Genomic DNA, 23688 nt, shown 5'->3' on the forward strand with positions numbered 1-23688 from the left:
CGTGCAGACGCTGCTGATCTCCTGCTATTCCTTCACCGCGCTCGCCAAGCGGGCCGAGGCGCTGATGCCGAATGGCGGCTCGCTCCTCACTCTCACCTATTATGGCGCCGAGAAGGTGATGCCGCACTACAACGTCATGGGGGTGGCAAAGGCCGCGCTCGAAGCAAGCGTCCGGTATCTTGCCTCGGATCTGGGCAAAGGCGGCATCCGCGTCAACGCCATCTCCGCCGGGCCGATCAAGACGCTGGCAGCATCCGGCATCGCCGACTTCCGCTACATCTTGAAATGGAACGAGAACAACGCGCCGTTAAAGCGCACCGTCTCCATCGAGGAGGTCGGCGGCGGCGCGCTCTACTTGCTGTCCGACCTCGGGCGCGGCGTGACCGGAGAAGTCCTGCATATCGACGCCGGCTACCACGTCATCGGCATGAAGAGCGTCGAGTCGCCCGATATCGCGGTGGGCAAAGAGTAGGCTCCTTAGCAGGGGTCACCGGCGAAACCCGGGGTCCATAATGCAGGTTCCACACATTTTGCTCCTGGATTCCGGCTTCCGCCGGAATGACGAAAGAGTTTGTTGCGAACTCGGCGCTATCCTCGCTCACCTGGACGCCATTCACCCACGCTCCTAAAAGAAGCCATGTCGCACAACACGTTCGGTCACCTTTTCCGCATGACGACCTGGGGCGAAAGCCACGGGCCGGCGATCGGCTGCGTGGTCGATGGCTGCCCTCCCGGCATCCCCATCTCCGAAGACGAGATCCAGACCTATCTCGACAAGCGCCGGCCCGGCCAGTCGCGCTACACAACGCAGAGGCAGGAGCCGGACCAGGTCCGCATCCTCTCCGGCGTCTTCACCGACGAGAGCGGGGTGCAGGTAACGACCGGCACGCCGCTCGCGCTCGAGATCGCGAATATGGATGCGCGCTCCAAGGACTATGGCGACATCAAAGACAAATACCGCCCGGGGCATGCTGACTTCACCTATCGCGCCAAATATGGCGTGCGGGACTGGCGCGGCTCGGGCCGTGCGAGCGCGCGCGAGACGGCGTCGCGGGTGGCGGCCGGCGCCATCGCGCGCAAGGTCGTGCCGGGCATGAAGGTACGCGGGGCGCTGGTGCAGGTTGGGCCGCATAAGGTCGATCGCGCGAACTGGGACTGGGCCGAGATCGACCGCAATCCATTCTTCTGCCCGGATGCCAAGGCTGCTGCTCTCTGGGCTGAGTTCCTTGATGGCGTGCGCAAGAGTGGCTCGTCGGTTGGCGCCGTGATCGAGGTTGTCGGCGACGGTGTGCCTGCGGGGCTCGGCGCGCCGATCTACGCCAAACTCGATCAGGACATCGCCTCCGGCCTTATGAGCATCAATGCCGTGAAGGGCGTGGAGATCGGTGCGGGCTTTGCGTCGGCCTCTCTCTCCGGCGAGGACAATGCCGACGAGATGCGCATGGGCAGAGACGGCACGCCTGAATTTCTTTCCAACAATGCCGGCGGCATCTTGGGCGGTATCTCGACGGGGCAGCCCATCGTGGCGCGTTTCGCTGTGAAGCCGACCTCTTCGATCCTCATGGCGCGGCGTACCGTGGATACCAATGGCAACGACACCGACGTCTCGACCAAGGGCCGGCACGACCCATGCGTGGGCATCCGCGCCGTGCCGATCGGCGAGGCCATGCTCGCGATCGTTTTAGCCGACCATTACCTCCGCCATCGCGGGCAGACGGGCCAGGGCTAGCGCCGGGTCAACCGTCGCGCCGCGCGGCGAGGAGAAATTCCTGGTTGCCGCTGCCGCCGCGAATCGGAGAGGCGATCCCGCCAAGCACGGTCCATCCCTTCTGTTCGCCGATAAAATCCCGCACCCGGGCCAGCGCCCTGTCGCGGTCGGCCTGATCCCGCACCACGCCGCCTTTGCCGACCGCCTCGCGGCCTGCCTCGAATTGGGGCTTCACCAGCGCCACCAGCCAGGCGCCGGGTGCGGCAAGTCGAAACGCCGCGGGTAGCGCTTGCGTGAGGCTGATGAAGCTCACATCGGCGACGATGGCTCCGATCTCCGCCGGGATGGAGCATTGATCCAGGTGGCGGGCGTCCATCCCTTCCAGCGAGACCACGCGGCTTTTGGCGGCAAGGCGCGGGTGGAGCTGACCAGGCGCGACATCCACGGCATAGATTCTAGCCGCCCCCCGCGCGAGCAGGACGTCGGTGAACCCGCCCGTAGACGCGCCAAGATCAAGCGCCACGCGATCCGTAGGGTCCAATCCGAAGGCCTCCAGCGCCGCTGCGAGCTTCAGCCCACCGCGGGAGACGTAAGGAGAAGCGTCTGCTGCGACGGCGAGATCCGCCTCGGGCCCCACGAGCGTGCCGGGCTTTGCCGCCGGCCCCCCGTTGACACTGACGCAGCCACGGCGGACAAGGTCGGCGGCCTGGGAACGGGACGGCGCCAGCCCGCGTTCCACTAGACCTGATCGAGCCGTTTTTTTTGTAGATGGGCAAATAAGGTTCTCATATGCTTCGGCCGCGACGGGAGATCCCGCGCGGCGGATGCCGAGCCGGGAGCGGCCGGCACCCGCCACCTTTATACTGCGAAGCGCCCCGCTCGGCGCGCACTCGCGGAGGCCTCGTGAACGACGGTCCGACGGCTTATCTTACCGAAAAATGCGACGTCCAAAATCATGACTCAGTCCGCGGCAAGGCGGTGTTCGCCCGGGAAGCAATTGCTCCCGGCGAGGTCGTCGCCGTGTGGAGCGGCTGCATCGTGCACGCGCACGCGCTGGACGAATTGCCGCCTGAGATCAGGAGCCATACCGTTCAGATCGAGGAGGATCTTTATCTCGCCTCGCTGACGGCGGATGAAGCTCCGGATTTCATCAATCACAGCTGCGATCCCAATTGCGGCCTCGACGGACAGATCACGATCATTGCCTTGCGGCATATTCTTCCCGGCGAGCAGGTCAGCATCGACTACGCCATGTGCGATGGGTCGCCTTACGACGAATTCGACTGCGGCTGCGGCTCGCATGTCTGCCGCCGCCGGGTGACGGGTGACGATTGGCGCAATCCCGCCTTGTGGGCTCGCTATGCCGGTCACTTCTCGCCTTATCTTCAACGCCGCATCGATGCTTTGCAGTCAGCACTGCCGCGCCGGTTCAGACGGCGGCGTAACGTTGAGACCGTGGCCCGCGAGACCAGCGGCGCTTCGGCCTGATCGGGGGAGCAGACCGATGCTCATGATCGACACCTATGTTTCGCACAGTCCCATTCAGGGCTTCGGCGTGTTTGCCGCTGAGCCTGTGGCGCGCGGACACATGCTCTGGCTGCTCAACCCGCGATTCGACGTCTTCATCGCGGAGAGCGAGATCGAAACGTTGCCGCCGCATATGCGCGAATACCTCGCGCGGTACGCTTATCCACACATGGATCGTCCTGGCGTGCTTGTGCTCGATAGCGACAACGGCAAATACATGAATCACAGCGAGACGCCGAACACGGACTTCCGCATCTTCGATCGCGGCTTCGCGATCGTCGATATTGCCGCCGGTGACGAGATCACCTGCAACTATTTCGAGTTCGATCCGACCTTCCGGGGCTTCTTCACAGGCCCGGAGGCCCTGGCAGCTCCGTCGAACGGTAATGGCGCGGCGCGCTGCGCTAGTCGTCGAAGATCCACGAAGGCGCCCCTAAGCCCTGGTTAAGCAAGAGTTTTGCCGCCGCGCACGGTCCGCGTCGCCGTGATAGTTTGCGCCCATTGCAACCCAATCGGCCTTGAAAGCATTGCGATGACGATGATTCAGAACAAAGCCTGTCTCCTCGCATCCCTCGCCCTTGCCGCCGCGGTGCCCGCCACCTTCGCGCAAGGCGAAGAGGCGCTGATCTGGACCGAAAAAAGCGACGGCAATTCCGTGTCGCTTGCCTATGGCTCGCTCGACTCCGCCAAGAACCCGGTCTTCTTACTGTCCTGCTTCAATGAAATGGATGTCGTGGTGCTCAACATCTTCGGCGTGATCGAAGGCAAGCGGCCCGGGCAAGCTCTCACCATCGAGCTTTCGGCGGGAAGCGAGACGCTGTCGGTCGCGGGCGAATCTTCGATCGACCGCAAAACGAGCTCGATGTTCGCCGAATCCGGCGAGGTCCCGCCTGAGCCCATTCTCACGGTGCTGCGTTCGCCCGGACCTGTGACGGTCAAGCTCGGATTTACGACCAAGACGTTGTCGGACGCCGGACGCGAAGCCGCCGTCACCCAATTCGCCAAAGATTGCAAGCTTGACTAAGGACGCGCGCGCGGCCGCGCTTAAGCGAGCCGTACGATCTCGGCGCCCGCCGCATCCCTGCCCAAGGCCGCAAAGACGGTCGCGGCGATGCCTGCGGCGTCGAGCGCGGCCTCTGCATACATAGCGGCAGGCTTGTTCTGCTCGATGAAGCGGTCCGGCAGCGTCATGGTGCGGATCTTCAGGCCGCGGTCGAGCAGGCCTTCGCGCGCCAGCGCATGCAGCACCTGCGCACCGAATCCGCCGCTCGAGCCCTCCTCGACGGTCACCAGCACCTCGTGATGCGCTGCGAGCTGGCGCAGCAGCCCCAGATCGAGGGGCTTTGCGAAGCGCGCATCGGCGACCGTGGTTGAGAGACCAAAGCCCGCGAGCTGCTCGCTCGCAGCCATGCACTCAGGCAGCCTCGCGCCGAAGGAAAGCAGCGCCACGGTCGAACCCTCGCGCAGGATGCGGCCTTTGCCGATCTCAAGCGGCGTGCCGCGCTGCGGAAATACGAGGCCGGTCCCATCGCCGCGCGGATAGCGGAACGCGGACGGCGTATCGTCGATCGCGGCGGCGGTCGCAACCATATGCACAAGCTCCACCTCGTCGCTCGCGGCCATGATCACCATGCCCGGCAAGCAGGACAGATAGGCGACGTCGAAGGCGCCGGCATGGGTGGGGCCATCGGCGCCCACGAGCCCCGCGCGGTCGATGGCGAAGCGCACCGGCAGCTTCTGGATCGTGACGTCATGCACGACCTGATCGTAGGCGCGTTGGAGGAAGGTCGAGTAAATGGCCGCGAAAGGCTTATAGCCCTCGGCCGCAAGGCCTGCGGCGAACGTGACCGCGTGCTGCTCGGCGATGCCGACATCGAAAGTGCGCGCAGGGAAGATCTCGGCGAAGCGGTCGAGGCCGGTGCCGGAGGGCATCGCGGCGGTGATGGCGACGATCTTGTCATCGGCGCGCGCTTCCTCGATCAGCGCATCGGCGAAGACGGACGTATAGGTCGGCGGTGAAGATGCCGGCTTTTCCTGCGCGCCAGTGACGACGTTGAAGCGCCCGACGCCGTGAAACTTGTCGGCGGAAATCTCAGCGGGCTCGTAGCCCTTCCCTTTCTGGGTGACGACATGCACGAGCACCGGCCCATTCTTCATGTCGCGCACATTGCGCAGCACAGGCAGCAGATGATCGAGATTATGTCCGTCGATGGGGCCGACATAATAGAAGCCGAGCTCCTCGAACAGCGTGCCGCCGGTCCAAAAGCCGCGGGTGAATTCTTCGGCGCGCGCCGCACGGCGCTGCCAGCGCGTCGGCAGAAGATTGTGCGCAAGCTCCTTCGCCCAGCGCCGCAGCCGGCGATAGGTGCCGCCAGAGATCAGCCGCGCCAGATAGGCGCTCATGGCGCCGACCGGGGGCGCGATCGACATGTCGTTGTCGTTGAGCACGACGATCAGGCGCGAATCCATCGCGCCCGCATTGTTCATCGCCTCATATGCCATGCCGGCGCTCATGGCGCCGTCGCCGATCACGGCAATGACTTTATGGGTGTCGCCGGCAAGATCGCGGGCGACCGCCATGCCAAGCCCCGCCGAGATCGATGTAGAGGAATGGCCGGCGCCGAAGCTGTCATAGTCGCTTTCTGCCCGCTTACAGAAGCCCGAAAGACCCTCAGGCTGGCGCAGCGTGCGGATGCGGTCGCGGCGTCCGGTCAGGATCTTGTGCGGATAGGATTGATGGCCGACATCCCAGATCACCTTGTCGCGCGGCGTATCGAAGACTTTATGCAGCGCGATGGTGAGCTCGATCACGCCGAGGCCAGCGCCGAGATGGCCGCCAGTCACCGAAACCGCGGAAATGGTCTCTTGCCGGAGTTCCTCGGCAAGCTGCCGCAGGTCGTGATCGTCCAGCCCGCGCAGGTCCTCTGGCGTGTGCACGCGGTCGAGCAGCGGTGTAGGAGTTACGGCGGTCATTGCCTCACTTGGGGAAGCTGACGAGAGGGGCAAGGTCGCACCCTGCGGCAGCTTTATCGACCCAGGCCCAAGGTTTCAACTACCCTCGCATTTCGGCCGGAGCGTGTCTTAAAGCCATGAAAAGAGCCGGATTCATCCAAGACCTGCCAATCCCGCCGCAGGGCCGGCTCCCGTTTCCACTCCTCGTGGCGCGGCAGATCGCCAATCCGATTGCGGCCTGGGGCACCGATTTCTTCGAACAACCCTCCATTTTTTATCGCTGGCTGGGGATCGAAACCGCTTTCATCATGGACCCGGACCTGATTCAAGCCGTCCTCCTCGCCGACAGCGACCGCTACTCTAAACAGTCGCTTTATGACGATGTGCTCGGGGACGCGATCGGCGGCGGCCTCCTCTCCGCGGAGGGCGAGGATTGGCGCTGGCAGCGCCGTCTCGCCGCGCCCTTGTTCCGCGCCGAGGAGATGCTCAACTTCACGCTGGCCTTCGGGCGTGCCTGCGCGGCGCCGTTGCGGCGCTGGGGCGAGGCGCGGCCGGGCGCGGAGTAGCCTATCGACCGCGACATGACGAGCGCGGCCTTGCATGCGCTGCAAGATACGGTTCTCGGCGCAAATCTCGCAGAGAAAGACCGGCATGTCATCGAGCAAGCCGGATCGGCGTTCCTCGCGGAGTCGGCGTGGAAGCTCGCGCTGACTATCCTGCATATGCCGCGCTTCACACCGCATCCGGGCTTCTTGCGCATGCGCCGCGCGGGACACGCATTGCGCGAAGCGTCGCGACGCTGGCGACGGCGAGGAACGCGGCGACCTTATCTCGCGCCTCATCGCCGCGCGCGATCCTTCCAAGGGTCAGGCGATGCCCGACCGCCTCATCGTCGACAATGTCGTGACCTTCCTCATGGCGGGACACGAGACGATCGCCCAAGCGTTGACCTGGACGCTCTATCTGCTGGCGCTGTTTCCTGAATGGCAGGAGCGTGCCCGCGAGGAGGTGCTAAAGGTTACAGGCGGGGCTCCCATCACGAGCGAGCATGTGCAGCAGTTGAGCCTGCTGGAAGCGATCTCCCAGGAAGCGATGCGGCTTTATCCGCCGGCGCCAAGCGACGCTGCTGGCCAGTGCGCGTTTCGGGCTCCCGGAGGGCGAGGTGCCGGTACCCTTCGCACGCGTGACGCTCCGTCCCAGAGGCGGGCTCAGGCTCAAAGTCACAATGCTCGGCTAGCCGTCCGCTAGTCCTCGACGTCGAGAGGCTCTGTGCCGGTGGCCTGGCCGTTCTGGTTGAGGGAGATCTTTTCGACCTTGGCTTCAGCCTTGCACAGAAGGCCGTCGCAATGGATCTTCAAGGCCTCGCCGCGCTCGTAGATCAGGATCGAGGCTTCGAGCTCGACATCGCCCTTCTCGAGACGATCGACGATGGTTTCGAGCTCCTTCAGGGCTTGCTCGAAGCTCATCGCGTTAATGTCGGTGTGATCTGGTTCCTGGGCCATGGGCGAGGCTTAGCCCGTTCCGGCGGTATCGATCAAGAGGCGGCCGCCATCAGAACCTGCACATGGACCGCGGTCGACCGCCCCAGCGCGCCGAGGTCATAGCCGCCTTCCAGAGTCGACACGAGCTTGCCGCCTGTATGCTTCGCGGCCTCCTCCAGGAGCTTGTCGGTGACCCAGGCGAAGTCCTCTTCCTCGAGCCGGAGCTGCGCCAGCGGGTCCATGCGGTGCGCGTCGAAGCCCGCGGAGACAAGAATGAAGTCCGGCGAAAAATCGTTCAGCGCCGGCAGGATGCGCGAGCGGAACGCGTCACGGAATTTCTCGCCATCGTCGCCCGGCCGCAGCGGCGCATTGAAGATATTGCCGACGCCGGTCTCGCTTAAATCGCCGGTACCGGGGAAGAGCGGCATCTGATGGGTTGAGCCGTAAAACAGGTTCTTGTCGGTTTCGAAGGCGGCCTGGGTGCCGTTGCCGTGATGGACGTCGAAATCGATAACCGCGACGCGCTCCGCGCCATGGGCGGCGCGGGCATGCAGAGCGGCGATGGCGACGGTGTTGAAGAAGCAAAATCCCATGGCGCGGGAGGGCTCGGCATGGTGCCCCGGCGGTCGCACGGCACAGAAGGCGTTCTCCGCCGCTCCCGCCATGACCTGATCCACCGCGCGGATGGCGGCGCCGACGCCGCGCAAACCGGCCTCCCAGCTCCCGGGCGACACCACCGTATCGGGATCGAGCCATTTATGATTGCGCTCCGGCATGGCGGCGCGGATCGCCTCGACGTAGGACGCCGGATGCAGCCGCTCGATGACGGCAAGGGTGGCGCGGGGCGCCTCTTCGCGCTTCAGGCCGTTGAAGGCGTCGCCAGAGAGAGCATCCTGAATGGCGCGCAGACGGGCCGGCTGCTCGGGATGGCCAATGCCCGTATCATGCTCAAGGCAAGCGGGATGGCTGAGGAGGAGCGTCGTCATTTCGCGTCGTATTGTCCTTAAGCGTGATCTTGGAAGGAGACTAAGCACGCTCGGCCCTGGCTTGACCAGACCGTGACAAGGCGCGAAATGGGCTAATCTTAGCGAGAGGCCGCATCATGCCCGTCATCGCCGCCAGCGAAGAAGCGATCCAGCAAGCCGCCGACGCGCTGTTGCGGGGGGAGATCATCGCCTTCCCCACCGAAGGCGTTTATGGGCTCGGCGCCAATGCGCTGGATGGAAGTGCTTTGGCGAAGCTTTTCGCCGTTAAGGATCGTCCGCGCTTCAATCCGCTGATCGTCCTTGTTCCCAACCTGGCGGCGGCGGAGACCTATGCGGTCGTCACGGAGCAGGGGCACAATCTTGCGGCCGCGTTCTGGCCCGGGCCCCTGTCGCTGGTCCTGAAGCGGCGCCAACCTTGCGCCATTGCCGAGCTTGCCAGCGCCGGCCTCGATAGCATTGCCCTTCGCGCGCCCGGGCACGCCGTGGCGCAAGCCATTCTCGCCAAGGCCAACGTCCCGATTGCGGCGCCGAGCGCGAACCGGTCCGGACATATCAGCCCCACGACCGCGTCCCAGGTGGAGGCCGAGCTTGGCGAGCGGCCGGCGATGATCCTCGACGGCGGCCCATGCCCCCTCGGCGTCGAATCCACCGTGATCGGCCTGGATGGGACAAGACCGACGCTGCTGCGCGCCGGCGCGCTGCCGCGCGAGGAGCTGGAGGATGTTTTGGGTGAGCGCTTGCTGTTGGCGGAGACAGGCGCCCCGGCCGAAAGCGGCAATCGCTATGGGCTTCGCGCGTCCTTGCGCCTCGACGCGACGTCGGCGCAAAAGGGCGAGGCTTTGCTCGCCTTCGGTCCCGATGGCTCAGGCTTTTCTGGCCCTACGCTCAATCTCAGCGCCAGTGGCGACCTCAATGAGGCGGCGGCAAATCTCTTCACCGCTTTGCGCAAGCTCGACGCGGACGGCGCGAAAGCCATTGCCGTCATGCCTATTCCCGAGCGGGGGCTGGGTGCTGCGATCAATGACCGCTTGCGGCGCGCCGCGAAGGCGCGCTAGCGCTCAGCCACGATGACGCGCGAACCGAGCCAGCGACCGCCAAGCCAAGAGACGATCAATGGTTTCGTCCGCATAGTCGGCGAGGATCACGCGATCCGCGATGCCGACGCGATGGCGCCCTATCTTGTTGAATGGCGCGACCGCTACCGCGGCAATGCCGCGCTCGTGCTCAAGCCAGCCACGACCGACGAGGTTGCGGCCATTCTGAGCCTCGCCAACGAGACGCGTACGGCGATCGTGCCGCAAGGCGGCAATACCGGCCTTGTCGGCGGCCAGATCCCATTCGAAAGCGGACATGAGGTCCTGGTGTGTCTGGAGCGTCTCAACCGCGTGCGCGGCATCGACCTCGAGGGTAACACCATGACCGTCGAGGCGGGGCTCGTTCTCGCCAAGGCGCAAAGCGTGGCGTCGAGCGCCGACAGACTATTTCCCTTGAGCCTCGCCTCTGAGGGAAGCTGCCAGATCGGCGGCGTGCTTGCGACCAATGCGGGCGGGATGGCCGTTCTTACCTACGGCAGTGCGCGCGATCTTGCGCTGGGCCTGGAGGTGGTGCTCGCCGACGGGCGCGTCTGGAATGGATTGCGCGCGCTGCGCAAGGACAATAGCGGCTACGATCTCAGAGACCTGTTCATCGGCTCCGAAGGCACGCTCGGCATCATCACCGCTGCCGTGTTGCGCCTGTTCCCAAAGCCCGCGGAGGCCGTGACAGTTTTTGTCGGGCTCGACCAGTTGGAGCGCGCCCCGCTTTTCTTCTCGCGTGCGTCGGACCATGCCGGCGCCGCGCTGACGGCCCTCGAGATCATGCCGCGCATCGGCATCGAGTTCGTGCTCAAGCATGGCAATGACACGCGCGATCCGCTGCCCAGCCCGCATCCCTGGTACATTCTCTTCGAGCTAACCTCGCCGCGCGCGGGCGATACGCTCATCCCGATCGCTGAGAGCCTGCTCGAAGCGGGCGTCGAGGGCGGCGAGATCCAGGAGGCGGTGGTCGCCTCCTCACTAAAGCAGGCAACCGAGCTCTGGCGCCTGCGCGAGCTGATGAGCGAGGTGCAGCGCGCCGAAGGCGGCAGCATCAAGCATGATGTTGCGGTGCCAGTCGCGCGCGTGCCGGAGCTGATAACGCGCGCCAATCAGATCGTGGAGTTGATGGTCCCCGGCGCTCGGCCCGTGCCGTTCGGACATCTCGGCGACGGCAACATCCATTATAATATCAGCCAGCCACCCGGCATGGAACGCGCCATCTTCCTCAGTCAGTGGGACGCGCTGAATGCAGCGGTACATGAGATCGTCCTCGACCTCGGCGGCACGATCAGTGCGGAGCATGGCATCGGGCGCCTGAAGCGCGACCTGCTCGCGCATGCCAAGCAGCCTGTCGAGCTTGAGCTGATGCGGCGCATCAAGGCTGCCTTCGACCCCAACAACATTCTCAATCCCGGCAAGGTGCTGTCGGACCGAGGCATGACCGACACGACATGGAGCAAGGTCGACGATTTCATCAATGAACGCTTCGTGGGGGACGACGCCGCTCTCGACGAGGCGCTTAGAGCGAGCGCCGCCGCCGGCCTGCCCGAGATCAATGTCGCGCCGAACCAGGGCAAGCTGCTGATGCTGCTCGCGCGAGCCATCGGAGCGCGAAAGATCCTGGAGATCGGCACGCTCGGCGGCTACAGCACGATCTGGCTCGGCCGTGCGCTCCCCACCGACGGCAAGGTCATCTCACTCGAAGCCAACGCCGACTATGCCGAGGTGGCACGCAGCAATCTTGCGCGCGCCGGGCTCGCCGACAAAGTGGAGATCCGCGTCGGACGCGCGATCGAGACGTTGCCCACGCTCGCCGGCGAAGCTCCATTCGATCTCATCTTCATCGATGCCGACAAGCCGACCACACCCGATTATTTCCAATGGGCGGTGAAGCTCTCGCGGCCGGGCAGTCTCATCCTCGTGGATAATGTGGTCCGCGAGGGCGCTGTGATCGATGCGGAGAGCAATGATCGCAATGTGCTGGGCATCCGCTGCTTTTACGATCTTGCCGCCGCCGACCCCCGCGTGAGCGCGACCGCGCTGCAAACCGTCGGCGGCAAGGGGCATGACGGCATCGCCATCCTGCTCGTCATTTCGGCGCCGTAAGCACCGCGCGGGCTTTTGCCAGCGCCTCGATCTCGGCATCGCTCAGCTTGGGAAAATGCAGATCGAGCGACTTCAAATGCTCGACCAGCGTGGCCGCCACCACGAGGCGGGTGAACCATTTGTGGTCGGCGGGCACGACATACCACGGAGCTTCCGGGGTCGCTGTATGGCGGATGGTCTCTTCGTAAGCGTGCGCGTGCGCGTCCCAGAGAGCGCGCTCTTCCACGTCGCCATGCGCGAATTTCCACCTCTTGTTCGGATCGTCGATGCGGGCAAGCAGCCGCCGCAACTGCTCCTTCTTGGAAATGTGGAGATAGAACTTGATGGGGATGGTGCCGTTGCGCACGAGGTGAAGCTCGAAATTGTTGATGTCCTCGAAGCGCTGCTTCCAAATGTCGGGGGTGACGAGTTGTTCGGGCAGGCGCTGCCGCGCGAGCAACTCGGGGTGCACGCGCACGACGACAGTCTCTTCGTAATAGGAGCGGTTGAAGATGCCGATGCGGCCGCGCGCGGGCAGCGCGACCGTCGTCCGCCACAGAAAGTCGTGATCAAGATCGAGATCGCTCGGCGCCTTGAAAGAAGTTACATGGCAGCCTTGCGGATTGACGCCCGACATCACCTGCTTGATGACGCCGTCTTTGCCGGCGGTATCGATCCCTTGCAGGACCATCAAAAGGGCCCAGCGCCGGTCGGCATAGAGGCGCTCCTGCAAGCCGCTTAGGCGTTTCACGCCCGCCTCGAGGAGTTCCCTGGCTTCCGCCTTGTCGATATCGAGGCCCGCGGTGTCGCCGGGGTCAATGTCATCGAGGCGGAACTTCTCGCCCTTGCGGATGCGGTAGCGCTCGATGATTTCCGAAGGGAGCATGGAATCGACCTTACAGCAGTTGGCCCTGCAACAGCTCCTGGATGCCCACTTCATCCAGGTTGGAATTGTTGATCTTGGGATTGAGCTCGATCGCCTCGAAAAGGTCTTCGGGCGCCGACTTGAGCAAAGCGACCGCATCCTTTCCTTCCGTACCCTGCACGTCCAGCCATGCCGCGAAATGTTCCGGCGGCAGCACCACCGGCATGCGGTCATGCAAGGGCGCGACGACGTCGTTGGCTGGGCAGGTCAAGATCGCTACGGTGTCCATATGGCCACCGTCGGCATCCTTCCAGCGCTCGTAAATTCCGGCAAAGGCGATCGGCTTCCCATGCTTCGGATGCAGCAGGAAGGGACGCTTGCCGCCCTTCGGGCCGGTCCATTCGTAGAAGCCGTCGGCGGGGATGAGGCAGCGGCGCCATTTCATGCCATTGCGGAAGGACGGCTTGGAAAGCACCTCCTCGGAGCGCGCGTTGATGAGGGTCGGAAACGCTTTCGGATCTTTGACGAAGTGCGGCAGAAGACCCCAGCGCATCAGGCGAAAGATGCGGTTCCCCTCTTTGTCGACGCAGATGACGGCGATGTCTTGCGTCGGCGCGATATTGTAGCGCGCCGGAAAATTCGGCGTGTCGCGGTAGCCGAAATAGGCGCGCACCGTTTCCGGCGGCAGGGTCAGGCTGTAGCGTGAGCACATCGGGACGAACGTAACACTTTGGCAATCATACTGAGGCAACACTGCGAGCAGTGCAGAGTCACATATTTAAGCCATGTTTCCCGACCGAAAACGTGACGAAATGGATCATATAGAAATCCGCGAAGACGTAAGCCGCGAGGATATCGTCTCCGCGTTTCGCTCTGCCATGGTCGGGCATTTCCGCTCGCATGTTCCGGGCACCAATATCAACGAATCGACCCTGCTTACCACCGACTATCTCAACCATTTCCACGAGCTTGTGATGCTGCTCGAGGCGGTCTCGTCTGAGCCTAGCGATTTTTCGGGCGATCTGATGGCCTGGCATCCGCTCACTTACGAAGAGCATTTCTCCGCATCAGGGTTCCGCGACAAGAACCTCGCGATCGCCGCCTATCATCGGGCGCCGCCGAAAATTCGCGCGCGTTTTGACGACGCCGTCGCGAAGCTGCATGGCGAGGCCGTCACCCTCGTGGCGGAGGTCTCGTCCGAGCTCAACGAGGCAAGCAAGATCGACGAAAACCGCCTGAGATCGGCCTGCGAAAACGGTGCTGCGCGGCTGCGCGCCCTGATCGATCAAGCCAATGCCATCGCCAACGGCGAGGTCATGCCCGATCCGGGCGACAGCGGCGATGTCGGCGGCCAGGCCGGGGTCGACGCCCTGTTCGATCAGCGTTAGCCAGCTTTCGCGCGGGCCCGTCTCGCTCGCCGATGCCTTCCTCCACCCCAGCACCACTTAAACTCTTCGATGGCGCAAGCATCGCCGTCTTCAAGGACGGTGCTGTCCTTCTCGTGCTTCGCGGCCGGGCGCCTTACGCCGGACGCTGGAGCCTGCCGGGCGGCAAGATCGAGGCTGAGGAAAGCGCGGCGGAGGCAGCCTTGCGTGAGCTCGAGGAAGAAACGGGAGTGACGGCTGAGATCGTCGGCATGCTCGATAGGGTCGAAATTCCGGCCCTCGAGCCTGAGGGCGGCTTCTATCGGCTAACGGTTTTTTATGGGCGCCACGTGGCCGGAGCGCCAAGGTCTGGCGGCGACAGCCAAGAAACGCAGTTTGTCGCCCTGGACACCCTGGAAACGCGGCTCATGACCGAAGGCACCGCCTCCCTCATCCGACGCGCGGCGGAGCGTTTGCTGGCGTGTTGAACGGCTAGATTTCAACACGAATGCGGTCTACTCCAGGAGCCATGATACTCCGGGGGAAAAGCGTCCTTGCGCTCGGGTTTGGGCCCCTGCTGTTTGCGGCGGCCATGCTTGCCTATGTGCCGGTTGCCGAGGCGCAATTCTTCTTCCCGCGCTGGCTCGACGATCGCCCCCGCCAACGCCCGAAGCCGCGCGTGGTCAAGCCGCGGCCGCCGCCGATCGACGAACTTCCGCCCATCGTTCCGAAAGAGAGCTCGATCCCGCCGCCGCCGGATGACCGGCCCTACGACAACAAGCTCCTTCGGCTCGCCGAGATTCTCGGCTCCATCCATTATCTGCGCGAACTTTGCGGCGCGCAGGAGGGGCAGCTTTGGCGGGAGCAGATGCGCGATATTCTCAAGCATGAGGGGACGACGGCGGTGCGTCGCGCCAAGCTCGTGAGCAGCTTCAATGACGGCTATCGCGGCTATCGGCGCACCTACCGCTCCTGCACGCCGTCAGCCACGCTCGCCACCACACGCTTCCGCACCGAGGGCGCGCGCATTGCAGCGGCTCTCGCGCAATCTTCCGAATATGCGAGCCAAGCGAAGGTAACCGCGCCCGTCGAGGGCGCCTCCCCGGACGCCGCCCTGGAGGGCGATCTCGGCATAAAGCCCAAGGAAAACGCATCTGAGGCCAATAGCGCCAAACCGGCCGCGCAGGCCGAACAGGCTCCCGCGCCTGCCCCGCCGGTGCAAGGCAAGAAAAGGCGAAAGAAAGCTCCGGTACCGGTCGAGCCTCCCGATTAGGGATGAAGATTAACCGTTAGTTCACTCTGTCCTTCTGGAGGCAGAAGAGCGGTGTAAGTGTGACATCGCTCAATCAGCCCGAAGAACACAGGGAATTTCAAGTTGCGCCAAGCGCGACGATTACGAACCTCATCGGACGACAACCCTCAGAAGCAAGCGGCGCTGAGATATATCCTCGATGCATGGGAGGAGGCGCTGCATGACGGCATCGAGCCGGAAATGCTCGCCAACGCCGCCCTGTTTGCAGCGCTCGCTGACCTCATCAGCGTCTTTGGCGAGGATGCGGTTGCGAAAATGGCCGGAGGCCTGTCCCGCCGCATTCATCACGGCGAATTCACGCTGAAGCAGACTTCGCAGTAGCGTCCGCCTAGCGGATAAATTGCCAGACGAGGTCGAGCACGAGCACGGCGCCGCAAACGAGCAGCAGAAGGCCGGCACCCCAATTGATCATCTGCAGCCGGCGCTCGGTGAGCTTGTGGCGAATGGTGGCGATCAGTTCGGACAGCCCGAGCCACCACAGCAGACTGCCGCACATGATCGACACGACCAACAGCAGCGCCTCGAAATATGTATCGAGCCCGCCCATCAGCGAGCCGAGGCCGCCGATGATGGCCGCGATGCCGAGAATGGCGCCCGGATTGGTGATGGTAAGGAAGAAGGTCTGCGGGATGATGCCGGTATGCGCCCAGAGGCGGGACTTTTCGCCGGCGGGGATCTTGAGTACCGGCTTGGCGAGCGCAAGACCGATGCCGAAGCCCATGAGCACAATCCCGCCGATCAGCTGGATCACGCCGGTATAGGTGACCATCACGTCGGAGATGGCGGTCATGCTGAAGGCAGCGATCGCCGACAGGAGGCCGTCGCCGAGAACGGCGCCGATGCCCGCGGCAACGCCGCCCCAGAAGCCGCGCGAGGCGGCGCGCTGAATGCAGAGGACGTTGACGGGTCCGATCGGGGCCGCCACCAGCACTCCAATACCGATGCCTGCGAGCATCAGCTGGATACCGGACAGCACGATATGCGCGCCGGTCTGCAAGGCGGCCTATGCGCCGTTATGTAAAGCTGAGAGGATTGCGCCACGCCGCGTTGCGGTCGGCGCGGGAGACGCATTAAAGGGGGGCGACGTGCACGCGCCGATATGCAAGATTGGCCGGCCTTTTCGGGAGTGATGCATGAATCGCCGCAACGGAGCCATTTTTATCGTCTTCGCCGCATTGGTAGCGGGCGCTGCCCTCGTTGTCTACGCCGAGCAAGACCCGTCACCGCCGGCTGGTGCGGGCGGCGGCGGCACCACGGAAGCGGCCAAAGACAAGACCGCGCCGGAGCCCCTTAAGGAGGATTCGCTGCCGCCTACGAACCCGCCGGCGCGTGAGCAAACCCCGCCGGCATCCGCCGGGGGGAAGGATGTCATCTACGATCCGAGCACGCTGCCTAACCCCGTGCAGCGCATGCTCGGCGAGATCGGTCACGCGGCACAGAGCGGGGACATCGAACGAATGCGTTCCGTCCTGGAAACAAACGAGCTGAAGCCGATGGTCGCAAGCGCCCATGTCGACGATCCTATCGCGCATTGGAAAAAAGATTCCGCCGACGGCGACGGCAGGGACGTGCTTGCGGCGATGCTGAATATTCTCTCCGCCGGCGGCGTGCTCGCGGGCAAGGACAAAAGCCAGATGTATGTCTGGCCGTATTTCGCGGAAATGGATCTCAAGACGCTCACGCCTGCGCAAGAGGTCGAACTCTATCGCGCGGTGCCGCCCGATGTCGCCGTCGCCATGAAGAAGTCAGGCAAGTACAACTACTATCGACTCGGCATCTCGCCCGCCGGCGTGTGGCACTATTTTCTTCAGTAGCTCCCCGGCAGGGCCTCGCCGAAGCGGACGGGCTGCCCCGTTGCTGTGCCGCTAACCTCGCCGTCCCACATGGCGACCCCGCCACGCACGACGGTTCCGATCGGCCAACCTTTCACCTTGCGCCCGGCGAACGGCGTCCACCCGCATTTGCTGCCGATCCAGGCATTCTCGATGACGCGCTCGGCTTTGAGGTCGACAATGGTGAGGTCGGCGTCGTAGCCGACCGCGATGCGGCCCTTGCCGGCGATGCCGAACAGGCGCTGCGGGCCCGCGCTCGTCAAATCGACAAAGCGCGCAAGGCTTAAGCGCCCCGCATTGACGTGATCCAGCATGACCGGCACGAGCGTCTGCACGCCAGGCATGCCCGATGGCGTGGCGGGGTAGGTTCCGCTTTTCTCGTCGAGCGTGTGCGGCGCGTGGTCGGAGCCGAGCACGTCGACGACACCCTGGTCGAGACCCCACCACAACACATCTTGGTGCTGACGGTTGCGTAGAGGCGGGTTCATCTGCGCCCTGGTGCCGAGCGCGGCATAGGCTTCATCTGCGGCAAGCGTCAGATGCTGCGGCGTTACCTCGACGCTCGCGACATCTTTGTGCAGCGCAAGCAGCTCCATCTCCGCGGCGCTAGAGACATGGAGGATATGAATGCGAGCGCCCGCTTCGGTGGCAAGGCGCAGCAGGCGCTCGGTGGCGGCAAGAGCGGCGATCGGGTCGCGCCACTCGCTATGGCTCGATGGATCGCCATCGCGGCGCAGACCGGCACGCTCTTTGAGCCGCGCTTCGTCCTCGGCATGGAAGGCGGCGCGGCGCCTGATGGTGCGGAGAATGCGGGACAGCGTCTCCTCATCGTCGACGAGCAGATCGCCGGTCGAGGAGCCGACGAAAACTTTAATCCCCGCAGCCCCCGGCAGGCGTTCCAGCTCGGGGAGCTGTTCGATGTTGTCGCTTGTGGCGCCGACAAAGAAGGCAAAGTCGCAAAACATGCGGTCCCGGCCGCGCCTCACCTTGTCGGCAAGGGCCGCTTCGCTCGTGGTCTCGGGCTTGGTGTTCGGCATCTCGAACACCGCGGTGACGCCGCCAAGCACTGCGGAGCGGCTGCCCGTGGCCAAGTCCTCTTTATGCTCGAGGCCGGGTTCGCGGAAATGCACCTGGGTGTCGATAACGCCGGGGAGAACATGCAGGCCCTTGGCGTCGATGACCTCGCCGGCGGCGCCGGCATCAAGGGTGCCGATCGCGGCGATCCGGCCGTCCTTGACGCCAATATCGGCCAGCCCCTCGCCCGCATGGTTGACGAGGGTGCCATTTTTGACGACGAGATCGAACGCTTCAGCCAAGGGAGACTTTGGGTCCGCTTGCAGGCTCACGCCCGCTCCAATAGATGTGCGCTGCCTTGGTAGCAGAAGAGCGAGACATGAGCCATTGCGATGCGGCGATCCTCCCCGATCGCGCGGTCGTGCGTATCGGCGGCGCCGATGCTCGCAAATTCCTGCAAGGGCTGATCACCAGCGATATGGAGAAGTCGCTGGACGGGACCGCGATCCATGCCGCCCTGCTCAGCCCGCAAGGCAAGATCCTGTTCGATTTCTTCGTCGTGCCCGTTGGAGACGGCTTCTTGCTCGACGGTCCGCGCAGCGCAGCGAGCGAGCTTGCAAAACGGCTCGGCTTCTACCGGCTGCGGGCCGAGGTCACGATCACCGAGGAGCCGGGCTTCGCGGTCGCGGCGGTCTGGGGCCAAGCCCCCGCTGCACCCGGCGGCGTCTTCGCCTATCCCGACCCGCGGCTGCCTGAGTTGGGCTACCGCATGGTGCTGCCTGACGGCGTTGGTATCGAAGCCCTCGGCTGCCAGGTCGCCGGAGACGATGCCTACCACCATTTGCGGATCGGGCTTGGTGTACCCGAGGGCGGGCGCGATTTTGCCTATGGCGACACATTTCCGCATGAGGCGCTGCTCGATCAGCTGCATGGCGTCGATTTCGCCAAAGGCTGCTTCGTCGGCCAGGAGGTCGTGTCGCGCATGGAGCATCGCGGCACAGCACGGAAACGCATCGTGAAGGTGAAAGGGGATGCCGGCCTACCCGGCTCCGGCACCGAGGTGGAAGCTGGCGGCATGCCTATCGGAAGCCTCGGCTCGGTGAGCGGCGCTTCCGGGCTCGCTCTGCTCCGCCTCGATCGCGCTACGGAAGCTCTGGCTGCCGGGAAATCCCTCGTGGCCGGCGGCGTGAATCTCCGTTTGGTGCGGCCGGCCTTTGTCCGCTTCGAGGTCCCGACGGCCGCTTCCGCATGAGTCCTTCCGCTCTCAAGCGCTGCCCTTGGCCTGGCACGGACCCGCTTTACGTCGCCTATCACGATGAGGAATGGGGCGTGCCCGAGCGCGACGACCGCGCCCTCTACGAAAAGCTCGTGCTCGACGGCTTTCAGGCCGGGCTGTCCTGGATCACCATCCTCCGCAAGCGCGAGGCCTTCCGCAGTACCTTCGACGGCTTCGCGCCGGAGAAGATCGCGCGCTACTCCCCCAAGAAGGTCGAGGCGTTGATGCAGGATGCTGGCATCGTGCGCAACCGCATGAAGATCGACGGCGCGGTCGCGTCGGCGCGCGCTTGGCTCGAGATCATGGAGACTGGTCCGGGCTTCTCGGCGCTGTTGTGGGATTTTGTCGAGGGCAAGCCGATCGACAATCGCAACTGCGCGATGAGCGACATCCCCGCCGAGACGGAGTTGTCGCGCAGGATCGCGAAAGACCTGAAATCGCGGGGCTTCAAGTTTTGCGGGCCGACGATCGTCTACGCCTTCATGCAGGCGACCGGCATGGTCAACGACCACCTCACCGCGTGCCACCGCCACGCGGCCTGCGCAAAGCTCGGAAAGACCGGCCGCTAGCCCTTGGAGCCGCGCGGATCCATGCTGCGCGGATAGGTGCGCTCTTCCTGGATCTTGCCGTCGCGTTTCTTGATCTTGACCGATCCTGTCTTGCCGACGGCCTTCTCGAGGACGCCGCCCTTGATCGCCTTCGCCTTGGTGGCGAAAGTCTTCACCGTCTCGCCGGACCCGTCCTTCTTCAACGCCCAGCGTTTGGACTTGGCGTCTTGTGCGAGTGTGAATTTGGGTATCCGTGCCATGCATTCCCCCATCGCCGAGTTGGTGGTGCTGATTTCAGATAGATAACATGCAATGATTCTTATTGTGAGTGAGATTCGTCCATTTCTTCACGAGTGCGGTCACAGTTATTCACGGGATCTGTGCAGGAACTAGCTGCGATCTCGCCCCAAGGAGACAGTTGGAGACATGGCTAACCTCGTGCCGAGCGCCGGCGTGCGCGCCTGGCAGCGCATGCTGAGCGGCCGGAGACTGGATCTGCTCGATCCCTCGCCGCTCGACATCGAGATCCAGGATATCGCCCACGGGCTCGCCCGCGTCGCGCGCTGGAACGGGCAGACCAGCGGCGCGCATACGTTCTCGGTCGCCGAGCACAGCCTGCTAGTGGAGGCGATCGTCAATGATCTCAGCCCCAAGCTCGACCGCCAGTTCCGCCTCGCCGCCCTCATTCACGACGCCCCGGAATATGTGATCGGCGATCTGATCAGCCCGTTCAAGGCCGCGCTGTCATTGGATTACAAAGCTTTTGAGGCAAGACTATCAGCGGCGATCCACCTGCGATTCGGGCTCCCGGCGGAACTTCCCGAGGAGGTCACAAAACTGCTCAAACGCGCCGACAAAATCGCGGCCTATTACGAGGCGATCGGCCTTGCCGGCTTCGCGCGGGAGGAGGCGCGGCGCTTTTTCGGCCAGCCGCAAGGCTTGAGCGCAGGCTTGGTCAAGCGGCTCGCGCATTTGGATTCGCTTCCGGCCCATGAGGGGGAGGATCGGTTCCTAAAACGCTTCCATGCGCTTGCCTCATGAGCGTCAAACCCATTAGAGAGAGCCAATGCCGCCGAGGGCCGCCACGACCCTGATTTCGCCAAGAGAGCCCGCTAGGCTCACCTCCGTCATGTCCGCAGAAACCATCCTTGTCGCTCCCTTGAGCTGCGTTGAGGCGACCATCGAGGACGCCCGCGTCGGCCATCTCGTCACCCTGATCAACGGCGAGACCCTGGTCAACACGCCGCCCAGCATCCAGCCCGGACGGCATCTTCGCCTCGCCATGAACGATATCTGCGATCCGCAGCCTGGGCTGGTCGTGCCATGCGAAAACCACGTCACCGACCTCGTGCAGTTCGCGCTCGACTGGGACCGCCGGGCGCCACTCCTCATCCATTGCTGGGCCGGCATCAGCCGCTCGACGGCGGCCGCCTTCATCTCGCTCTGCGCCCTCAATCCGGCGACCGCAGAACTGCGGCTGGCGCAGGCGTTGCGCGAGGCTTCGCCGACCGCCTATCCCAATCGCCGTCTGGTCGCGCTCGCCGATCAGGCGCTGTCGCGGCAGGGCCGCATGGTCGCGGCCGTGGAAGAGATCGGCCGCGGGGAGTTTGCCGAGGAGGCGCAGGTTTTCAGCCTCCCCGCTCTGCACGCCGCATAAGCATCATGGCAGAGGCTGCTTCCCCCAGGAGCATGGCCGCCACGACCCCCATCGAGCTTGGACTGAACGCGGCCATCGTCACCGTGCGTGACCAGCAGCCGCAGATCCTCGTGGTGCGCCAGGGCACCGCCGGCTCGGGTGACTGGGATGCGCTCCCCTTCGGCCCCTTCTCGCCGCGCGCGCACCGAACGCTCGAGATCGGCTTGCGCGAATGGGTGCAGCGACAGACCGCGATCGAGCTTGGATATGTCGAGCAGCTCTACGCCTTCGGCGATCGCGGCCGCCACGCGGAGCCAGACGGCGCGCATATGCTCTCCATCGGCTATCTCGCGCTCACCCGCGGCGAGACCGCCGAGCTCTTGGGCTCGCACTGGTCGCCTTGGTACGCCTATTTCCCCTGGGAGGATTGGCGCGGCGGCAAGCCCGATATTCTCTCAAGCGAGATCGAGCCGCGACTCAAGGCTTGGGCCGGGCAATCGCCGGGTCCCAACGAGCCTATACGCCCACTCCGCCGCGCCGAGCGTCTGCGGGTGAGCTTCGGCATCGATGGCGGCTGGGACGAAGAGCGGGTGCTGGAGCGCTACGAGCTCCTCTACGAAGCGGGCCTCGTCGCGGAGGCGGCCCAAGACGGCCGCCAAGCCGCCAAGCGCTGGCCGGACCTGCCCGAGCTTGGCCGTCCCATGGCCTTCGACCACCGCCGCATTCTTGCGACCGCCATGGGCCGGCTACGCGGCAAGCTGAAATATCGCCCCGTGGTGTTCGAGCTGATGCCGCCCGAATTCACCCTCTACGATCTGCAAAAGACCGTCGAGGCCATCTCGGGCACGCTGCTGCACAAGCAAAATTTCAGGAGGCTCGTCGAGCATGGCGGCCTCGTCGAGCCGACCGGCAATGTCTCGACCGCGACCGGCGGTCGCCCGGCGCGGCTCTATCGCTTCCGCCGCGAGGTCGTGCTGGAGCGTCCGGCGCCGGGTCTGCGGGTCAAGGCGGGGCGCGGCTAGGCTCGTTCCATGGCCGCGGCAGGGCTTGCCCGCGTCGCCACCCAGGCCGGATAGAACGATCCGAGAATGCCGAGAACGGCGGCGAGCGCCGTGGCAAGGATGAGCCCCGGCGTGGGAAGCACCGCCACATAACACCCGATGGCCGGCACCGCGCTCAGGGCCATCGACCCCGCCACGCCGAGAATGATCCCAAGCACGCTGCCGAGGACCGAGAGGACGAAGCCCTCGATCACGAGAGCACCCATGATGCGTTCCTTCGACCAGCCGATCGCCGACAGGATGCCGATTTCGCGCGTGCGTTCCAGCACCGCCATCAGCAGCGTGTTCAAGACCATGAGCACGCCCATCAGCATCGCCACCCACGCCATGGACGACGAAACCGCGGTCAAGAGCCCGATCATGCTGTCGTTGCGCATCATGGCCTCGCTCTTGGCCACGGCGAGATTGCCCAAGCCCTCAATGGCTTGCGAGATGCGGTCGGCCTCGGCCTCACTCCCCGGATTGTCCAACTTGATCGATAGAAATGTCAGGGCGCCCTTGCGGAACGTGATGTCCTGGAGATCGGCGAGGCTGACGATCACGCGGTTGCGGTTGATGATAGAGGTGTAGTTGCTGATGCCGACGATACGGAATTTCTCGCCGAGAAGGGTGATATCGTCACCCACATTCTTGCCCAGGCTGCGGGCGATCTCCTGGCCGATCAGGGCGGCCTTGCTTTCGCCCCGCTCGGGGATGCGGCCTTCGACCAACGGGACGCCCTTCCAGTAGAAGCTGTCCGGTGCCCAGCCGGTGGCGAGCACGCTGTCGTTGTTGTCGGTGGCGGCGAAGGTGATGAGCTGGCCGGACACGGCTTCCACCCCCGGGATAGCGCTCACCTCGGGGATGAGGGTCTGGCGGAGTGTGCCGCCGAACGGCTCGGCGACGCCGCTCCGCCGCACGGTCAGATCGGCGCCATGCTCGTCGAAGCTCTGCTGCACGTTCTCCTGCACGCTGTTGGAGAGGCC

At 64.4% G+C, this 23688-nt stretch carries 29 protein-coding genes; 19 read left to right on the top strand and 10 right to left on the bottom strand.

Annotated elements, in window-relative coordinates:
• Both ACR2J1_RS03555 and aroC read left to right on the top strand, forming a co-directional pair.
• Positions 1-472: SDR family oxidoreductase (locus ACR2J1_RS03555; protein WP_434017974.1), on the top strand; the 472-nt coding region annotated here is incomplete at its 5' end.
• A 165-nt stretch (positions 473-637) separates the two neighbouring features.
• Positions 638-1729: a chorismate synthase gene (gene aroC / locus ACR2J1_RS03560; protein WP_434017975.1), complete on the top strand. Its 1092-nt coding sequence runs from the start codon at positions 638-640 to the stop codon at positions 1727-1729.
• 7 nt (positions 1730-1736) lie between these two features.
• Here the strand turns inward: aroC and ACR2J1_RS03565 are convergent, their stop codons facing one another.
• Complete coding sequence (locus tag ACR2J1_RS03565) at positions 1737-2447, bottom strand: TlyA family RNA methyltransferase (protein WP_434017976.1); 711 nt, start codon at positions 2445-2447, stop codon at positions 1737-1739.
• A gap of 164 nt (positions 2448-2611) precedes the next feature.
• On the opposite strand from ACR2J1_RS03565, the gene ACR2J1_RS03570 reads away from it, so the two are divergent.
• The 3 genes from ACR2J1_RS03570 to ACR2J1_RS03580 all read left to right on the top strand — a co-directional run bounded on the left by ACR2J1_RS03570 (position 2612) and on the right by ACR2J1_RS03580 (position 4259).
• Positions 2612-3196 (top strand): SET domain-containing protein, encoded by a 585-nt coding sequence (locus ACR2J1_RS03570; protein ID WP_434017977.1) that lies wholly within the window; start codon positions 2612-2614, stop codon positions 3194-3196.
• A 16-nt stretch (positions 3197-3212) separates the two neighbouring features.
• Positions 3213-3683 carry an SET domain-containing protein gene (locus tag ACR2J1_RS03575; RefSeq protein WP_434017978.1) on the top strand — a complete coding sequence of 157 codons (471 nt, stop codon included), beginning with the start codon at positions 3213-3215 and terminating at the stop codon, positions 3681-3683.
• A gap of 84 nt (positions 3684-3767) precedes the next feature.
• Positions 3768-4259, top strand: coding sequence for a hypothetical protein (locus ACR2J1_RS03580; RefSeq protein ID WP_434017979.1), 492 nt, complete (start codon positions 3768-3770; stop codon positions 4257-4259).
• Between the two features lie 20 nt (positions 4260-4279).
• Here ACR2J1_RS03580 and dxs read toward each other — a convergent pair whose 3' ends face one another.
• Entirely contained in the window at positions 4280-6208 is a 1929-nt protein-coding gene (dxs, locus tag ACR2J1_RS03585) for a 1-deoxy-D-xylulose-5-phosphate synthase (RefSeq protein ID WP_434017980.1), read from the bottom strand.
• Between the two features lie 116 nt (positions 6209-6324).
• Between dxs and ACR2J1_RS03590 the strand changes: the two genes are divergently transcribed.
• Entirely contained in the window at positions 6325-6753 is a 429-nt protein-coding gene (locus ACR2J1_RS03590; protein ID WP_434017981.1) for a cytochrome P450, read from the top strand.
• A gap of 274 nt (positions 6754-7027) precedes the next feature.
• Positions 7028-7435, top strand: coding sequence for a cytochrome P450 (locus ACR2J1_RS03595; protein WP_434018002.1), 408 nt, complete (start codon positions 7028-7030; stop codon positions 7433-7435).
• Here the strand turns inward: ACR2J1_RS03595 and ACR2J1_RS03600 are convergent.
• Together ACR2J1_RS03600 and ACR2J1_RS03605 are read right to left on the bottom strand one after the other, a co-directional pair.
• Positions 7432-7689 (bottom strand): exodeoxyribonuclease VII small subunit, encoded by a 258-nt coding sequence (locus ACR2J1_RS03600; RefSeq protein ID WP_434017982.1) that lies wholly within the window; start codon positions 7687-7689, stop codon positions 7432-7434. The genes ACR2J1_RS03595 and ACR2J1_RS03600 overlap by 4 nt on opposite strands.
• A gap of 32 nt (positions 7690-7721) precedes the next feature.
• Positions 7722-8654 (bottom strand): histone deacetylase family protein, encoded by a 933-nt coding sequence (locus ACR2J1_RS03605; RefSeq protein ID WP_434017983.1) that lies wholly within the window; start codon positions 8652-8654, stop codon positions 7722-7724.
• A 116-nt stretch (positions 8655-8770) separates the two neighbouring features.
• Between ACR2J1_RS03605 and ACR2J1_RS03610 the strand changes: the two genes are divergently transcribed.
• A complete protein-coding gene (locus ACR2J1_RS03610; RefSeq protein ID WP_434017984.1) occupies positions 8771-9709 on the top strand; it encodes an L-threonylcarbamoyladenylate synthase in 939 nt (312 codons plus the stop codon).
• A gap of 12 nt (positions 9710-9721) precedes the next feature.
• Positions 9722-11836: an FAD-linked oxidase C-terminal domain-containing protein gene (locus ACR2J1_RS03615; RefSeq protein WP_434017985.1), complete on the top strand. Its 2115-nt coding sequence runs from the start codon at positions 9722-9724 to the stop codon at positions 11834-11836.
• Here ACR2J1_RS03615 and ACR2J1_RS03620 read toward each other — a convergent pair.
• On the bottom strand, positions 11820-12701 hold the full coding sequence (locus ACR2J1_RS03620) for a polyphosphate kinase 2 family protein (protein WP_434017986.1): 882 nt from the start codon (positions 12699-12701) through the stop codon (positions 11820-11822). The two genes, ACR2J1_RS03615 and ACR2J1_RS03620, sit on opposite strands and share 17 nt — an antisense overlap.
• 10 nt (positions 12702-12711) lie before the next feature.
• Positions 12712-13392 (bottom strand): SOS response-associated peptidase, encoded by a 681-nt coding sequence (locus ACR2J1_RS03625; RefSeq protein WP_434017987.1) that lies wholly within the window; start codon positions 13390-13392, stop codon positions 12712-12714.
• Between the two features lie 100 nt (positions 13393-13492).
• Between ACR2J1_RS03625 and ACR2J1_RS03630 the strand changes: the two genes are divergently transcribed.
• From ACR2J1_RS03630 to ACR2J1_RS03645, 4 genes are all read left to right on the top strand, one after another.
• Complete coding sequence (locus ACR2J1_RS03630) at positions 13493-14068, top strand: hypothetical protein (protein ID WP_434017988.1); 576 nt, start codon at positions 13493-13495, stop codon at positions 14066-14068.
• A gap of 32 nt (positions 14069-14100) precedes the next feature.
• Positions 14101-14532 carry an NUDIX domain-containing protein gene (locus ACR2J1_RS03635; protein WP_434017989.1) on the top strand — a complete coding sequence of 144 codons (432 nt, stop codon included), beginning with the start codon at positions 14101-14103 and terminating at the stop codon, positions 14530-14532.
• Positions 14533-14573: 41 nt separating this feature from the next.
• The gene (locus ACR2J1_RS03640) at positions 14574-15317 is read left to right on the top strand and encodes a TIGR02301 family protein (protein WP_434017990.1); all 744 of its coding nucleotides are present in this window, start codon (positions 14574-14576) and stop codon (positions 15315-15317) included.
• Positions 15318-15419: 102 nt separating this feature from the next.
• Positions 15420-15677, top strand: coding sequence for a hypothetical protein (locus ACR2J1_RS03645; RefSeq protein WP_434017991.1), 258 nt, complete (start codon positions 15420-15422; stop codon positions 15675-15677).
• 7 nt (positions 15678-15684) lie between these two features.
• Here ACR2J1_RS03645 and ACR2J1_RS03650 read toward each other — a convergent pair whose 3' ends face one another.
• On the bottom strand, positions 15685-16353 hold the full coding sequence (locus ACR2J1_RS03650; protein ID WP_434017992.1) for a LysE family translocator: 669 nt from the start codon (positions 16351-16353) through the stop codon (positions 15685-15687).
• A 136-nt stretch (positions 16354-16489) separates the two neighbouring features.
• Here ACR2J1_RS03650 and ACR2J1_RS03655 point away from each other — a divergent pair, with 136 nt between their 5' ends.
• A complete protein-coding gene (locus tag ACR2J1_RS03655) occupies positions 16490-17170 on the top strand; it encodes a hypothetical protein (RefSeq protein ID WP_434017993.1) in 681 nt (226 codons plus the stop codon).
• On the opposite strand, the gene ACR2J1_RS03660 is transcribed toward ACR2J1_RS03655, so the two are convergent.
• The gene (locus tag ACR2J1_RS03660) at positions 17164-18504 is read right to left on the bottom strand and encodes a dihydroorotase (RefSeq protein ID WP_434017994.1); all 1341 of its coding nucleotides are present in this window, start codon (positions 18502-18504) and stop codon (positions 17164-17166) included. The genes ACR2J1_RS03655 and ACR2J1_RS03660 overlap by 7 nt on opposite strands.
• A 77-nt stretch (positions 18505-18581) precedes the next feature.
• Between ACR2J1_RS03660 and ACR2J1_RS03665 the strand changes: the two genes are divergently transcribed.
• Both ACR2J1_RS03665 and ACR2J1_RS03670 read left to right on the top strand, forming a co-directional pair.
• On the top strand, positions 18582-19454 hold the full coding sequence (locus ACR2J1_RS03665) for a YgfZ/GcvT domain-containing protein (protein ID WP_434017995.1): 873 nt from the start codon (positions 18582-18584) through the stop codon (positions 19452-19454).
• Entirely contained in the window at positions 19451-20047 is a 597-nt protein-coding gene (locus ACR2J1_RS03670; protein ID WP_434017996.1) for a DNA-3-methyladenine glycosylase I, read from the top strand. The genes ACR2J1_RS03665 and ACR2J1_RS03670 overlap by 4 nt, the downstream gene beginning before the upstream one ends.
• Here the strand turns inward: ACR2J1_RS03670 and ACR2J1_RS03675 are convergent.
• Entirely contained in the window at positions 20044-20286 is a 243-nt protein-coding gene (locus ACR2J1_RS03675) for a DUF2188 domain-containing protein (RefSeq protein WP_434017997.1), read from the bottom strand. The two genes, ACR2J1_RS03670 and ACR2J1_RS03675, sit on opposite strands and share 4 nt — an antisense overlap.
• A 166-nt stretch (positions 20287-20452) precedes the next feature.
• Here ACR2J1_RS03675 and ACR2J1_RS03680 point away from each other — a divergent pair, with 166 nt between their 5' ends.
• From ACR2J1_RS03680 to ACR2J1_RS03690, 3 genes are all read left to right on the top strand, one after another.
• On the top strand, positions 20453-21067 hold the full coding sequence (locus ACR2J1_RS03680) for a YfbR-like 5'-deoxynucleotidase (protein WP_434017998.1): 615 nt from the start codon (positions 20453-20455) through the stop codon (positions 21065-21067).
• An 88-nt stretch (positions 21068-21155) separates the two neighbouring features.
• Positions 21156-21683, top strand: coding sequence for a tyrosine phosphatase family protein (locus ACR2J1_RS03685; RefSeq protein WP_434017999.1), 528 nt, complete (start codon positions 21156-21158; stop codon positions 21681-21683).
• A gap of 32 nt (positions 21684-21715) precedes the next feature.
• A complete protein-coding gene (locus tag ACR2J1_RS03690; protein WP_434018000.1) occupies positions 21716-22684 on the top strand; it encodes an NUDIX hydrolase in 969 nt (322 codons plus the stop codon).
• Here the strand turns inward: ACR2J1_RS03690 and ACR2J1_RS03695 are convergent.
• Positions 22681-23688, bottom strand: a 1008-nt coding sequence (locus ACR2J1_RS03695; RefSeq protein WP_434018001.1) for an ABC transporter permease, incomplete at its 5' end; no start/stop codon positions are given. The two genes, ACR2J1_RS03690 and ACR2J1_RS03695, sit on opposite strands and share 4 nt — an antisense overlap.

The sequence above is a fragment of the Methyloceanibacter sp. genome (assembly GCF_050999895.1).
In the GTDB taxonomy this organism is placed as follows: Bacteria; Pseudomonadota; Alphaproteobacteria; order Rhizobiales; family Methyloligellaceae; genus Methyloceanibacter.